This window comes from Streptomyces sp. NPDC030021 (assembly GCF_055574035.1).
Window position 1 is genome coordinate 315,391 of sequence record NZ_JBVIAH010000004.1, and the last position, 14,165, is coordinate 329,555.

The following is a 14,165-nucleotide window of genomic DNA, read 5'->3' on the forward strand; positions in this document are numbered from 1 at the left end:
CAACCTGACGAGAGCAGGCACCCATGGTCCGTGAACTCACCCATTTCATCGGCGGCAAGCACACCACCGGATCCTCCGGCCTCTTCACCGACGTGTACGAACCCAACACCGGTGCCGTCCAGGCCCGGGTACCGCTCGCGGGGCGGGCCGACACCGAGGCCGCCATCGCGAACGCCGAGGAGGCGCAGGCCGACTGGGGGCAGTGGAACCCGCAGCGCCGCTCGCGCGTACTGCTGCGCTTCCTCCAGCTGGTCGAGGGCGAACGGGACTCCCTCGCCCGGCTGTTGTCCTCCGAGCACGGCAAGACCGTCGCCGACGCCCACGGAGACCTGCAACGCGGCCTGGAGGTGGTCGAGTTCGCCGCCGGTGTCCCGCACCTGCTCAAGGGCGAGTTCACCGACAACGCGGGTACCGGGATCGACGTGCATTCCCTGCGCTCACCGCTGGGCGTGGTCGCCGGGATCACCCCCTTCAACTTCCCCGCGATGATCCCCCTGTGGCAGGCCGCACCCGCCCTGGCCTGCGGCAACTCCTTCATCCTGAAGCCCTCCGAGCGCGCCCCCTCCGTACCGCTGCGCCTCGCCGAGCTGTTCCTGGAGGCCGGTCTGCCGCCCGGCGTGCTCAATGTGGTCAACGGCGGCAAGGAGGCCGTCGACACCCTCCTCGAAGACCCGCGCGTGCAGGCCCTCGGCTTCGTCGGCTCCACTCCGATCGCCGCGCACATCTACGCCACCGCCGCGGCCCACGGCAAGCGCGCCCAGTGCTTCGGCGGCGCCAAGAACCACATGATCGTGATGCCCGACGCCGACCTCGACCAGGCCGTGGAGGCCCTCATCGGCGCCGGCTACGGCTCCGCGGGCGAGCGCTGCATGGCCATCGCCGTCGCCGTACCCGTCGGCGAGGAGACCGCGAACGCCCTCGTGGCCAAGTTGACGGAGCGCATCGCCACCCTGCACGTGGGCCGCTCCGACGACCCCGAGGCCGACTTCGGGCCGCTGGTCAGCCAGGACGCGCTCGACCGGGTGAACCGCTACGTCGGCATCGGAGCCACCGAGGGCGCCGAACTCGTCGTGGACGGGCGCGGGTTCACCCTGCCCGGGCACGAGGACGGCTTCTTCGCCGGAGCGACCCTCTTCGACCGCGTGACCCCGCAGATGCGGATCTACCGCGAGGAGATCTTCGGCCCGGTGCTGTCCGTCGTACGGGCCGCCGACTACGAGGAGGCCCTGCGCCTGCCCACCGAGCACCCGTACGGCAACGGCGTCGCGATCTTCACCCGTGACGGGGACACGGCGCGCGACTTCACCCGCCGGGTGGGCGCCGGCATGGTCGGCGTCAACGTGCCGATCCCCGTCCCAGTGGCGTACCACACCTTCGGCGGCTGGAAGCGGTCCGGCTTCGGCGACCTGAACCAGCACGGCCCCGACTCGTTCCGCTTCTACACCCGTACCAAGACCGTCACCTCGCGCTGGCCCTCCGGGGCCAAGGAGGGCGCGAGCTTCACCATCCCGACGATGGGATGAGCCCGGTGACCCTCACCCTCAGCCCCGATCAGCTCGCCCTCGCCGAGGTCACCCTCGACTTCGCCCAGGAGCAGCTCGGCCCGTACGCCGTCACCTGGGACCAGGACAAGCACTTCCCGCTGGACGTGATCCGCAAGGCGGCGGACCTCGGGCTCGGCGGCGTCTACGTCCGCGAGGAGCACGGCGGTTCCGGGCTCAGCCGCAGCGACGGCGTCCTCGTCTTCGAGACCCTCGCCACCGGTTGCCCCTCCATCGCCGGGTACCTCTCCATCCACAACATGGTCGCCTGGATGGTCGACCGGTACGGGGACGCGGACCAGTGGGCCCGCTGGCTCCCCGACCTGTGCTCCGCCCGGTCGCTGGGCAGCTATTGTCTGACCGAACCCGGCGCCGGCTCCGACGCGGCCAGGCTGCGCACCCGGGCCGAGCGCACGGACGACGGCTATGTGCTGACCGGTGTCAAGCAGTTCATCTCCGGCGCCGGCACCTCCGAGGTCTACATCGTCATGGCGCGCACCGGCGGCGAGGGCGCGGGCGGCGTCTCCGCGTTCGTCGTCGAACGCGCGGACGCCGGGGTCTCCTTCGGCCCGGACGAGCGCAAGATGGGCTGGAACGCCCAGCCCACCCGCCAGGTGATCCTCGACGGGGTCCGCGTCCCCGCCGACCGGCGTCTCGGCGCCGAGGGCGACGGCTTCCGCATCGCCATGAACGGCCTCAACGGCGGCCGCCTCGGCATCGCCGCCTGCTCGCTGGGCGGTGCGCAGAGCGCGCTGGACCGCAGCCTCGCGTACCTGGCCGACCGGGAGGCGTTCGGGGCCCGGCTGCTGGACGCCCAGGCCCTGCAGTTCCGGCTCGCGGACATGGCCACCGAGCTGGCCGCGGCCCGCGCCCTGGTCCGCCAGGCCGCCGACGCGCTGGACCGGGGCGACCCCCTGGCCCCGCAGCTGTGCGCGATGGCCAAGCGGTTCGCCACCGACACCGGCTACGCGGTCGCCGACCGGGCCCTCCAACTCCACGGAGGTTACGGCTACTTGAGCGAGTACGGCATCGAGAAGATCGTCCGCGACCTTCGGGTCCACCAGATCCTGGAAGGCACCAACGAGGTCATGCGCATCATCGTCGCCCGCGGGCTCACGGAGGCCCTGCGATGAACCACGGATCCCCCGGGGCCCACGACCAGGACCACGGCCAGGACCAGGACCACGTGCTCCTGCGGACCGAGGGCCACACCGCCTACATCACCCTCAACCGCCCCAAGGCCCTCAACGCCCTCACCCACGCCATGGTGCTGCGCATCGACGGGGCGCTCGCCGACTGGCAGCACGACCCGGACGTCGCGGCCGTCGTCATCGAGGGGGCCGGTGAACGCGGCCTGTGCGCGGGCGGTGACATCCGCGCGATCTACGAGGACGCCCGCACGGGCGGCACGGCCTCGGCCGGCTTCTGGCGCGACGAGTACCGGCTCAACGCCCGCATCGCCCGCTACCCCAAGCCGTACGTCGCCCTCATGGACGGCATCGTCATGGGCGGCGGCGTCGGGATCTCGGCCCACGGCACCGTACGGATCGTCACCGAACGCTCCCGCGTGGCCATGCCGGAAACGGGCATCGGCTTCGTCCCGGATGTCGGTGGCACGTACCTGCTGGCGCTGGCGCCCGGAGAACTCGGCACCCACCTGGCCCTGACGGGGGCGCCCGCCGGAGCGGCGGACGCGCTGCTCTGCGGGCTCGCCGATCATTTCGTGCCCTCGGAGCTGCTGCCGCGGCTGGCCGCGGACCTGGCACGGGCCTCCGTGCACGAGGTGCTGGAACGGTACGTCGGTCCGGCGCCCGCCGGCGCGCTCGACGGTGACCGCGAGTGGATCGACCACTGCTACGCGGCGGACACGGTGGAGGACATCGTGGAGCGTCTGCTCGGCAGCGGTGTCCCGGCGGCGAAGGAGGCCGCGGCCACCCTTGCGGCCAAGTCGCCCACGTCCCTCAAGGTGACCCTGGCCGCCCTGCGCCGGGTGCGCGAACTCGGCCCGCTGGAGCGGGCTCTGGAGCAGGAGTACCGGATCTCCTGCGCGGCGCTGTCCTCCCCCGACCTGGTGGAGGGGATCCGCGCGCAGGTGATCGACAAGGACCGCAGCCCCCGGTGGTCACCGCCCTCCCTGGCGGAGGTCCTTCCTGCGGACGTGGAACGGTTCTTCGCCCCGCTCGGCGCGCGCGAACTGCAGCTGACCCGGACGGATTCGACTCAGGAGGTGCCCTGGTGAGCAGGACCGTGGCGTTCGTCGGACTGGGCCGCATGGGTGGTCCGATGGCGGCCAACCTGGTGGAGGCCGGACACCGTGTCCTCGGCTTCGACCTGGTGCCGGAGCTGCTGGCCACCGCCGCCGTGACGGGGGTGGAGCCGGCGGTGTCGGCCGCCGCGGCGGCCGCCGAGGCCGATGTGGTGATCACCATGCTGCCGGCGGGCGGGCACGTCCTCGCCCTGTACGGGGACGGCGGGCTGCTGGCCGCCGCACGGCCCGGCACCCTGTTCGTCGACTGCTCCACCATCGACGTGGCCGACGCGCGGGCCGCCCACGAGGCCGCTGCGGCGGCCGGCCACCGGTCCCTCGACGCGCCCGTCTCGGGCGGGGTGGTCGGCGCGCAGGCGGCGGGCCTCACCTTCATGGCGGGCGGCGGCGCCGAGGAGTTCGCGGCGGCCGGGCCGCTGCTCGGCGCGATGGGCAGGAAGGCCGTGCACTGCGGGACGGCGGGCGCCGGACAGGCCGCGAAGATCTGCAACAACATGATCCTCGCGGTCTCGATGATCGGGGTGAGCGAGGCCTTCGTCCTCGCCGAGAGCCTCGGCCTGGACCACCAGGCCCTCTTCGACGTGGCCTCCACCGCCTCCGGCCAGTGCTGGGCCCTCACCGTCAACTGCCCCGTGCCCGGACCGGTTCCGGGCAGTCCCGCCAACCGTGACTACCTTCCCGGCTTCGCCGCACCCCTCATGGCCAAGGACCTCGCCCTGGCGGCGAACGCCCTGCGGGCCGGCGGGGTGGAGGCGCCGCTGGGCCTGAAAGCCGCCGAGCTGTACGCCGACTTCGCCGCGGGCGAGGGCGCCGGCCTCGACTTCTCGGCGATCGTCCACACGCTGCGACCCCGGAACGGAACCCCCGCATGACCTACGAAACCATCCTGCTGGAGCGCAAGGGCCGGGTGGCCGTCCTCACCCTCCACCGGCCGGAGGCCCTCAACGCCCTCAACCTCCAGGTCATGACCGAGGTGGTGGCCGCCGCGGAGGAACTGGACCGGGATCCGGAGGTGGGCTGCATCGTGCTGACCGGCTCCGCGAAGGCCTTCGCGGCCGGCGCCGACATCAAGGAGATGCGGCCGCGCGGCTATATGGACATGTACCTCTCGGACTGGTTCACGGCGTGGGACCGGCTCGGCCAGGTCCGTACGCCCACCCTCGCGGCGGTCTCCGGCTACGCCCTGGGCGGCGGCTGCGAGCTCGCCATGATGTGCGACATCCTGCTCGCCGCGGACACCGCGAAGTTCGGGCAGCCCGAGATCAGGCTCGGGGTGATCCCGGGGATCGGCGGATCCCAGCGGCTCACCCGGGCCGTCGGCAAGGCCAAGGCCATGGAACTGTGCCTGACGGGCCGCACCATGGACGCGGTCGAGGCCGAACGGGCCGGCCTGGTCTCCCGGATCGTCCCGGCCGGCGAACTGCTGTCCGAGGCCCTCGCGGTCGCCGAGACCGTCGCCGGGATGTCGAAGCCGGTCGCGATGATGGCCAAGGAGGCCGTGAACCGGGCCTTCGAGACCACCCTCACCGAGGGCGTCCGCTTCGAACGCCGGCTGTTCCACGCGGTCTTCGCCACGGCCGACCAGAAAGAGGGCATGTCCGCCTTCGTGGACAAGCGCCCGCCCCGCTTCAGCCACGGCTGAGGCAGTGCGCGGGCCGGGTGCGGCGCGCGACTGCGCTGCACCCGGCCTGCGGCCCGCCGGCGTGCGGGCCGCGACGGTGGCGGCCTCGTCCCGGAGCGCGGCCGTCGCATTGTTCGGGGAATGTACGGATGGCGGCGCGCCCACCGGAAGGGCCGGTCGGCGCGGTTAGCATCGATGCTGCCAACCGCGGCTGAAAGGCAGTGATGACGGAGTCCAGGGGCCTCGTACTGATCGTCGAGGACGAGCGCCACATCTCCGACGTGCAACGCCTCTACCTGACCCGCGAAGGCTTCGGGGTCCACGTCGAGGCCGACGGGGCCGCCGGTCTCGCGGCGGCGAGGCGCATGCACCCGGTGGCGATCGTCCTGGACATCGGCCTGCCGGGCATGGACGGCATCGCCTTCTGCCGCGCCCTGCGGGACGCCGGCGACTGGACGCCGGTGCTGCTGGTCACCGCCCGCGGCGAGGAGGCCGACCGGATCCTCGGCCTCGAACTCGGCGCGGACGACTATCTGACCAAGCCGTTCTCGCCCCGCGAGCTGGTCGCCCGGGTCAAGACCGTGCTGCGCCGGGCGGCGGGCCCGCCCGGACCGCCGCCCGGGAGCACCGCCCGGCTCAGCGTGGACCCGGTCAGCCGCACCGTACGCCGCGACGGCGAGCCGGTCGAACTCACCGCCACCGAGTTCAATCTGCTCTTCCACCTCCTCCAGCACGTGGGCCAGGTCTTCACCCGCGAGCAACTGCTCGCCCAGGTGTGGGGGTACCCCGCCTACCGCGACACCCGCATGGTCGACGTCTTCGTCTCGCAGGTCCGCGCCAAGCTCGGCGACGCGAGCCCGATCCGTACGGTCCGGGGCGTCGGGTACAGCGCGACGGCGCCCGGCCCGTGAACCGCCACCCCCGCACCGGTCCGCACCGCGGCTCCCTCGCCCGCAAGATCGTGGTCCTGACCACCGTGGTGGCGGCGCTCGCGGTGGCCCTGACCGGGCTGATCGCCTGGCAGACCGCCGCGCACGGCGCCGAACAGCGTGAACGCGACCAGCTGACCCGCCAGGCGACGGTGCTCAGCCGGCTGCCGATCCTGTCCGAGGCGCTCTTCACCGGCGCCCAGGCCCTGGCGGGGCCGAACGGGGTGCAGCTCGCGGTCATCGCCCGGGACGGCACCATGAGCGGAACGGCCGGCCCGGCCGTCGACCGTACGTCCAGATCGGCCCTGCTGGCAGGGGACCCGGTCTCCACCACCGGCATCCTCGGTGGCCAGGAGGTACTGCTGGTGGGGCAGCCCGGCGTACGCGGCGGCGCCGTCGTGCTGACCGAGCCGTACACGGTCGTCACCGAGAACACGAACCAGATCCGCCGCAACGTGATCGTCCCGCTGGTCTTCGGCATGCTCGGCGCGGCCCTGGCGGGAGCGCTCCTCGCCCGCCGGATCGCCCGTCCGCTCGTGACGGCCGCGCAGATCGCACACCGGCTGGCCGACGGCGAACGCGGCGTACCGGCCCCGGTCGACGGCCCGCGGGAGACCGCGGACATCGGGCGCGCCCTCAATGTCCTGGACGAGGCGCTGGCCCACAGCGAGAACCGGCAGCGGGAGTTCCTGCTCTCCGTCTCCCACGACCTGCGCACCCCGCTGACCGCGCTGCAGGGCTACGCCGAGGCGCTCGCCGACGGCCTCATCGAGCCGGAGCGGGTGCCCGAGGTCGGCTCCATCCTGGCCGGCGAGACCCGGCGCCTGGACCGGTTCCTCGGGGACCTGCTGGACCTGGCCCGGCTGGAGGCCGACGACTTCCGCCTGGACGTGGCCCCGGCCGATCTCCGCGCACTGGTCTGCGAGGCCGCCGCGTTCTGGACCGGCCTGTGCGCACGCCACGGCGTCGACCTCCGGCTCGAACGGCCGGAGCTGCCCGTCGTCGTCGCGACGGACGCCTTCCGGGTCCGGCAGCTGATCGACGGCCTGGTGCAGAACGCGCTGCGCGTCACGCCCGCGGGCGCACCCCTGGTCCTCGCCGTCCGCCCGGCCGCCACGGGCGGCGGGGCCGAGCTGCAGGTCCGGGACGGCGGGCCCGGCCTCACCGACGACGACGTACGCATCGCCTTCGACCACGGCGCCCTCCACGAGCGCTACCGGGACACCCGCCCGGTCGGCAGCGGCCTGGGGCTGGCCATCGCCCACCGCCTGACCGGCCGTCTCGGCGCCGGCATCCGCGTCGAGGGGCACGGTCCGGAAGGCGGCGCCTGCTTCACCGTCACCCTCCCGCCGGCGCCCGCCGTCTGAGCACCCGGGTGCCGCGGCGGCCCCCTTGCATTCCCCGAACAATGCGCCCACGCCCCCCTTACACACACCGCGCACAGTGGCCCCCATGAACACTGAATCGGCCCGGCGGCCGGGGCTCCTCCACCGGAGCGGGCGCTGGTGCGCCCGGCACGCCTGGCGGGTCGTCGCCCTGTGGGTACTGGCACTGGTCGGCCTCGGGCTCGCCAACCACACCTGGGGCGGCACCTACGCGGACAGCTTCTCCCTCCCCGGCACCAGCACCCAGACCGGTGCCGACCTGCTGACGGCCCACACCACCGGGTCCGGCGGCACGGCCTCCGCCATCGTGATCACCACCGACGAGGGCGCGGTCACCGATCACCGGGCGGCGATCGACGCGGCCGTCGCCCATCTGGGCCGGCTCCCGGACGTCCTGTCCGTGGCCGACCCGCTCACCACCCCCGGGGCGGTCTCGGCGGACGGCGGGACCGCCCAGGTGACCGTCCGCTTCGACGGCAACCCGGCGAGCTTCGACCCCGCCTACCTCGCCCGGATGGACACCGCCGTCGAACCGCTGCGCGCCGACGACGTCACCGTCGAGTACGGGGCCCCGCTCGGCCAGCTGGCCAGCCCCAAGTCCGCCGACCGCGCCTCCGAGGCGATCGGTCTGGCCGTCGCCGTGCTCGTCCTGCTGGTCGGCTTCGGCAGCGTCGCCGCCACCGGCCTGCCCCTGGTGACGGCCGTGACCGGCCTGTCCGCGAGCCTGGCCGGGCTCGGACTGCTCGCCGGGCACTTCAGCTTCGCCCAGGCGGCCCCGACCCTGGCCGCGATGATGGGCCTCGGCGTCGGCATCGACTACGCGCTCTTCCTGGCCACCCGCTACCGGGCCCTGCTGCACGCCGGAACCGAACCCGCCGAGGCGGTCGGCCGTACGGTCGCCACCAGCGGCCGGGCCGTGCTGGTGGCCGCCGCCACGGTGGCCATGGCCCTGGGCGGGCTGTGCGCCTCCGGCGTGGGCTTCATCGGCGCCCTCGGTGTCGCCGCCGGACTCAGCGTCCTCGTGGCCGCCGCCGCGTCCGTGACCCTGACTCCCGCCCTGCTGGGTCTGCTCGGCCGCCGCATCGACCGCTTCCACGTCCGCGAGCCCGTCGCGGAACCCACCGGTGAGGCGGACGTCTGGCACCGCTGGGCCGTCAGGGTGAGCCGCCGCCCGTGGCTCTTCCTGGTCGGCGGCCTGCTCGTACTCGGCGTACTCGCGGTCCCCGTCGCGTCCATGCAGCTCGGGCATGTCGACGCCGGAGCCCAGTCCACCAGCAGGACCGACCGCCGCGCCTACGATCTGATCACGGAGGGCTTCGGCCCCGGCGCCAACGGCCCGCTCACCGTCGTCACCCACCTCGACAGCCGGCACGTCGAGAGCGAGAGCCTGCGCCAGGACCTCGCGGCCTCGCTCCGGCGCGAGCTGGCCGCCGTACCGGGCGTCGCCTCCGTCACTCCTCCGGTGCCCAGCCCCGACCACGCCCTGCTCATCACCACGGTCGTGCCGACCACCGGCCCGCAGGACGCGGCCACCGCGGACCTGATCCACACCTTGCAGGACGAGACCGTGCCGCGGACCCTCTCGGGCACCGGGGCCACGGGCTACCTCACGGGCACGGCCACCGCCGCCCAGACCTTCACCGACACCCTCTCCGCCAAACTGCCCCTGATCATCGCCGTGGTCGTCGCCGCCGCGTTCCTGCTGCTGCTCACCGTCTTCCGCAGCCCGCTGGTGGCGCTCAAGGCCGCCGTGCTCAACCTCTTCTCCATCGCCGCCGCCTGCGGCGTGGTCGTCGCGGTCTTCCAGTGGGGCTGGGGCGGCGCGCTGTTCGGCGTCACCGAGAAGGTGCCCGTCGAGTCCTACGTACCGATGATGATGTTCGCGATCGTCTTCGGGCTCTCCATGGACTACGAGGTCTTCCTGCTCTCCCGGATCCGCGAGAGCTGGCTGCAGCACGAGGACAACCACCTGGCCGTCGCCACCGGCCTCGCCGCCACCGCCCGCGTCATCACCTGCGCGGCGCTGATCATGACCAGCGTGTTCCTGGCCTTCCTGCTCTCGACGAACGTCGCCGTCAAGATGCTCGCGCTGGGCCTCGGCGTCAGCGTCATCATCGACGCCACCGTGGTCCGCCTGCTCCTGGTGCCCGCGTCCATGTACCTCTTCGGGCGCGCCAACTGGTGGCTCCCCGGCTGGCTGGACCGGCTCCTGCCGCACCTCGACCCGGAAGGGCCCGCCGCCGGGCCGGAGCCCCTGGCCGGATCGGATCCCGCATCGGATCCCGCCACCACACCCGATCTCGCACCCGCCCGAGGAGAACGGCGATGAAGCGCCCCCTGACGAGGACCTGGGCCGCCCTGCGCCGCCGTACCGTCCTCACGATCACAGTCGCCGTGGTCCTGTCGGCCGTCGTCGCCACCGGCGCGGCCGAGTACACGGTCCGCCACCACATCCAAAGCCGTGTCGCGAAGGCGGCTCCGGGCCTCGGCGACGACGTGGCGGTCGGTGTCGCCGGCGGCTGGGCCCTGTGGGACCTGGCGCACGAGAGCATCCCCCGGCTCGACATCAGCAGCGACGACGCCCGGGTCGGGCGGCTCTCCCAGGTCCGCGTCCGGGCCCGGCTGGACGACGTCCGCCTCGGCGGAACGACCACGGTCGGCGGCACCCACGCGGACGTGACGGTCTCCACGCAGTCCCTCGCCGCCGCGATCCGCGAGGCAGTACCGTCCGTGGCGGTGGCCGCGGTCACCACCGACCCCGCGAAGGGGACGGTCCTCGCGGACGTCGGCCCGGGCGGGCTCGGGCGGCTGACGCTGCGTCCGGTCCTCGCGGACGGCAAGGTCACCCTCGCCGTCGACGGGCTCACCCTGTTCGGCCGCTCCGTCCCCACCGACCGGCTGGGAATCGGTGCCGGCGGCTTCGGCCCGCAGGCGGGCGCGCCGAAGGAGTACCCGCTCGGGCTCGCGGCCACCTCCGCCGAGATCCGGCCGAACGGGCTGCACGTCTCCCTCACGGGCGGCCCCAGCGCCCTGTCCGACCTCTGACGCCCACCGCTCGACCGCATTCGCCCGGAACGTTCCGTACCCGCCCGGTGGCCGGATCACACCGCATGACCAGGGCGTTCGAAAGACCGGACGCACGGCCGCAGTTGCCGGCGGGTACGGTTCCGGCATGGATGTTTCCGCAATCAGTTCGACCGAGGACGACGACATCACCCTGGCGGTGGTGATCAAGGACATCGCGCGTCAGCAGCTGGTGAAGCTGGGCGCCGCCGGACTGTCCCTGGACGGCGTGGCGCGCGACAGCGGCCTTCCCGTCGCCGATGTCGAAGCCGCCTTCCCGCACCGCGACGATCTGCTGACCGCCCTGGTCATCGACGCGTACGACGCGTCGGGCGAGGCGATGGAACAGGCCGACGGCGCCGCCACGGCGGCCGGCGGGTCCGGGGGCGCACGGCTCCTGGCGGTCACCCGCGCGCTGCGGCGGTGGTCCTTCGACAACCCGGCCGAGTTCACCCTGATCTACGGCTCTCCCGTACCCGGCTACCACGCCCCGCAGGACACGGTCCCGGCGGCCTCGCGCACCCCCGCGGTCCTCGCCGGAATCGTGCGCTCCGCGCTGGAGGCCGGTGAACTCACCCCGCCCCGGCGGCCGGTGCCCGGCCCGCCGCTGCTCCTGCCGGAGGCCGTGCAGCTCTTCGGCGGCACGCCCGAGGCCCCGTTCTCGGACATCATCGAGCGCGGCATCGTCCTGTGGAGCAACCTGATCGGCCTCCTGGTGTTCCAGGTCTTCAGCCGTACCCACGACAGCGTCCGGGACGAGGCCGCGTTCTTCGACTACGCCATCGCCGTGGCCGCCGAGAGCATCGGCCTCGTGGTCCCCCCGGCCGAGAACACCGACTGACCCGCCCGCCGCCCGCGCGGCACCGGCAGAAAACCAGGACGTGAACACCACCAGAACCCTCTGCTTCGTCATAGCGGCGCTCTCCTCGTACGCGGCGCTCGTCTACCGGCTGTGCCAGGCCCGGCGCAGTTGGAAGGACGGCGCGTACCGCACGCTGATCGCCACTCTGCTTCTCCAGTGCCTCACCTTCACCATGGGAGCCCTGGCCATGGGGGGCGGGCCCCTGCTGGGAGTCGGCAACCTCGCCGTCCTCCTCATGCACCTGTCGGCGGTCGCCTTCTGCGTCAGCGCGCAGATCATCCTGCTGCGGTGGGCCGCGGCGGACGAGGAGGCCGCGCGCAAGACCCGCTACTGGCTGATCACCGGTATCGCCCTCGACGTGCTGCTGACGGCCCTGTTCCTCCTCGCGGACGGCACCGGCCGGCCTGCCTCGGACTTCGACGGCACCAGCGAGCCGCTGCTGCTCACCTATCTCCTGGCGTTCATCGTCTCGCAGGCGATTCCGTGCGTCACGATCTACCTCCAGTGCGGGCCGTACGCCCGGATGACCGACAACGCCTCGCTGCGACAGGCCCTGCGGCTGCTCTCGGTCACCGCGGTGGTCCTGTTCCTCTACTGCCTCGCCAGGACGGTCAACATCCTCACGGCGGCGGGCGGGGTCGACATCGGCGTCTGGAAGGTCGCCGCCTCGGTATTCAGCGCGGCGGGCATCGTCATGCTGTCGCTCAGCCTGACCAACTCCTCCTGGGGCCCGGCGGCGACCCGGCTCCTGGAGTGGGCCCGCACGTACCGCTCGTACCGGGCGCTCTACCCGTTGTGGCGGGACCTGTACGAGTCCTCCCCGGACATCGCTCTGGAGCCGCCCGGCGCCTCGGTGTCCGACCTCGACTACCGCCTTCACCGCCGGGTCGTCGAAATACGGGACGGGTGGCGGGACTTGCGTCCGTACATCGACCGGACCGCGGGAGAGGGTCACGATCCGGCCAAGGAGGGGAGTGCGGAATCACGGCAGGCCTTCACGGAAGCTGCACAGATCAAGCGCGCCTTGCAGGCAAAACTGACCCACACGGTGCCCCGGAACAACAAGGACGCCGGCGACTTCGACGACCGTGATACGAACAACTTCGCGGCAGAGCTGGCATGGCTCACCCAAGTGGCAGCCGCCTACAGTAAGCTCGGCAACGCGAGTTGAGAACTCCCGCCCGGTTTGCATCCCCCGTCAAACCGGGCGGGTATCCCGTTTCCCCCGCTGTTCTGGCGGCCGGACGGGTGACTCCCGCCCGGACTGGCCCGGCCCATCCCCCGAGGGCCGGGCCAGTCCGATGTCCGGCGACCAACGTGCGTCCCCCGTGAGCGCAAGTTAGCTGCCAGCTATCGGCCGGACCCCACGTTCGCCGAGTCCTGGCCAATTGTCAACTGACAGCTAATCTGTGAAACTGACGTATAGCTGAGGGCTATACCGACAGGCGACGGGAGGATGGTTCACCATGACCGGGACCGAGAACGACACCGAGAACGGGAGTGAGGAACGCCCCCTGCTCGCGAAGCGCCTCGACGACCTGTTCCGAACGGTCCGCCCCAAGGGCAAGCACTGGACCAACGCCGAGGTCGCGGACGAGCTGAAGCGGGTCAACCCCGAACTCAAGGTCGGGGGTGTGTATCTGTCGCAGCTGCGCACGGGGAAGCGCTCCAACCCGTCACCCGACCTGCTGTCCGCCCTGGCCCGTTTCTTCGGGGTCTCGGTCGCCTACTTCTTCGACGACAAGGTCGCCGAGTCCGTGCTCGGCGAGCTCGCCGCCATCGAGGCGCTGCGCCAGTCCGGGGTGCGCGCCGTGGCGATGCGGGCGGCCGGGATGAAGAAGGAGAACCTCCAGGCCATCACGGCCATCATGGACCAGTACCGGCAGATGCAAGGCCTGCCGCCCGTCGCCGACCCCTCCGAGTCGCAATGAGGGGCGCCCGCAAGGAACGGGCGGCCGATCACGAACGCCGCAGCCGGCTCAAGAAGCTCCGGAAGGCCGGCGCGCAGCGGATCGCCGAACTCGATCTGCCGGCGGCGGCCGACGTGGCCGAACTGTGCCGCCATCTCGGCGAGGTGCGCGACCGTCCGATCACGCTGGTCCCGATGCAGATGCCCTCGTCGCATCCGTGCGGCATGTGGGTGGCCGCTCGTGACGAGGACCTCATCTTCTACGACGCCAACACCACCGGCGCGCATCAGGAGCACATCATCTTGCACGAGCTGGGCCACATCATCTGCTGCCATCGCGGTGCAGGCGGGCTGGACGAGGCGGCCGCGCGCCTCCTCTTCCCCAACCTCGACCCCGAACTCGTACGCGACATGCTCCTGCGGGCGACCTACGACGACGTCCAGGAGCAGGAGGCGGAGATCATCGCCTACCTCCTGTCCCAGCGGCTCGGCGACGCCGATCAGCGGCATGCCGCAGCGGCGGGCGAGGACGGCGATCCCGCCAGGAACGCCACGCTCAGCCGCATCGAACGCACCCTGATCTGAGATG

General features: G+C 72.5%; 13 protein-coding genes. All 13 read left to right on the forward strand.

The genetic code is table 11. The features are described from left to right. Positions 1-23: 23 nt before the first annotated feature. The 13 genes from ACZ4YL_RS10340 to ACZ4YL_RS10400 all read left to right on the forward strand — a co-directional run bounded on the left by ACZ4YL_RS10340 (position 24) and on the right by ACZ4YL_RS10400 (position 14,161). The gene (locus ACZ4YL_RS10340) at positions 24-1,523 is read left to right on the forward strand and encodes a CoA-acylating methylmalonate-semialdehyde dehydrogenase (protein ID WP_468115283.1); all 1,500 of its coding nucleotides are present in this window, start codon (positions 24-26) and stop codon (positions 1,521-1,523) included. Beyond that, entirely contained in the window at positions 1,520-2,674 is a 1,155-nt protein-coding gene (locus ACZ4YL_RS10345; RefSeq protein ID WP_468115285.1) for an acyl-CoA dehydrogenase family protein, read from the forward strand. The genes ACZ4YL_RS10340 and ACZ4YL_RS10345 overlap by 4 nt, the downstream gene beginning before the upstream one ends. Continuing rightward, complete coding sequence (locus ACZ4YL_RS10350; RefSeq protein ID WP_468115287.1) at positions 2,671-3,780, forward strand: enoyl-CoA hydratase/isomerase family protein; 1,110 nt, start codon at positions 2,671-2,673, stop codon at positions 3,778-3,780. Before ACZ4YL_RS10345 ends, ACZ4YL_RS10350 begins: the two co-directional genes overlap by 4 nt. After that, positions 3,777-4,679 (forward strand): 3-hydroxyisobutyrate dehydrogenase, encoded by a 903-nt coding sequence (gene mmsB / locus ACZ4YL_RS10355; RefSeq protein ID WP_468115289.1) that lies wholly within the window; start codon positions 3,777-3,779, stop codon positions 4,677-4,679. The genes ACZ4YL_RS10350 and mmsB overlap by 4 nt, the downstream gene beginning before the upstream one ends. Beyond that, positions 4,676-5,449, forward strand: a complete 774-nt coding sequence (locus ACZ4YL_RS10360) for an enoyl-CoA hydratase (RefSeq protein WP_468115291.1) — start codon at positions 4,676-4,678, stop codon at positions 5,447-5,449. Before mmsB ends, ACZ4YL_RS10360 begins: the two co-directional genes overlap by 4 nt. 203 nt (positions 5,450-5,652) lie before the next feature. Beyond that, a complete protein-coding gene (locus tag ACZ4YL_RS10365; protein ID WP_468115292.1) occupies positions 5,653-6,339 on the forward strand; it encodes a response regulator transcription factor in 687 nt (228 codons plus the stop codon). Next, positions 6,336-7,724, forward strand: a complete 1,389-nt coding sequence (locus tag ACZ4YL_RS10370) for a HAMP domain-containing sensor histidine kinase (protein ID WP_468115294.1) — start codon at positions 6,336-6,338, stop codon at positions 7,722-7,724. The genes ACZ4YL_RS10365 and ACZ4YL_RS10370 overlap by 4 nt, the downstream gene beginning before the upstream one ends. A gap of 85 nt (positions 7,725-7,809) precedes the next feature. Then, complete coding sequence (locus tag ACZ4YL_RS10375; protein ID WP_468115296.1) at positions 7,810-10,071, forward strand: MMPL family transporter; 2,262 nt, start codon at positions 7,810-7,812, stop codon at positions 10,069-10,071. Further along, positions 10,068-10,787: a hypothetical protein gene (locus ACZ4YL_RS10380; protein ID WP_468115298.1), complete on the forward strand. Its 720-nt coding sequence runs from the start codon at positions 10,068-10,070 to the stop codon at positions 10,785-10,787. Before ACZ4YL_RS10375 ends, ACZ4YL_RS10380 begins: the two co-directional genes overlap by 4 nt. A gap of 127 nt (positions 10,788-10,914) precedes the next feature. Next, positions 10,915-11,646 carry a TetR-like C-terminal domain-containing protein gene (locus ACZ4YL_RS10385; protein ID WP_468115300.1) on the forward strand — a complete coding sequence of 244 codons (732 nt, stop codon included), beginning with the start codon at positions 10,915-10,917 and terminating at the stop codon, positions 11,644-11,646. A gap of 40 nt (positions 11,647-11,686) precedes the next feature. Continuing rightward, the gene (locus tag ACZ4YL_RS10390; RefSeq protein ID WP_468115302.1) at positions 11,687-12,838 is read left to right on the forward strand and encodes an MAB_1171c family putative transporter; all 1,152 of its coding nucleotides are present in this window, start codon (positions 11,687-11,689) and stop codon (positions 12,836-12,838) included. 295 nt (positions 12,839-13,133) lie between these two features. Next, a complete protein-coding gene (locus ACZ4YL_RS10395) occupies positions 13,134-13,598 on the forward strand; it encodes a helix-turn-helix domain-containing protein (RefSeq protein ID WP_468115304.1) in 465 nt (154 codons plus the stop codon). After that, entirely contained in the window at positions 13,595-14,161 is a 567-nt protein-coding gene (locus ACZ4YL_RS10400; RefSeq protein ID WP_468115306.1) for a toxin, read from the forward strand. Before ACZ4YL_RS10395 ends, ACZ4YL_RS10400 begins: the two co-directional genes overlap by 4 nt. The last annotated feature ends 4 nt before the right edge of the window (positions 14,162-14,165 follow it).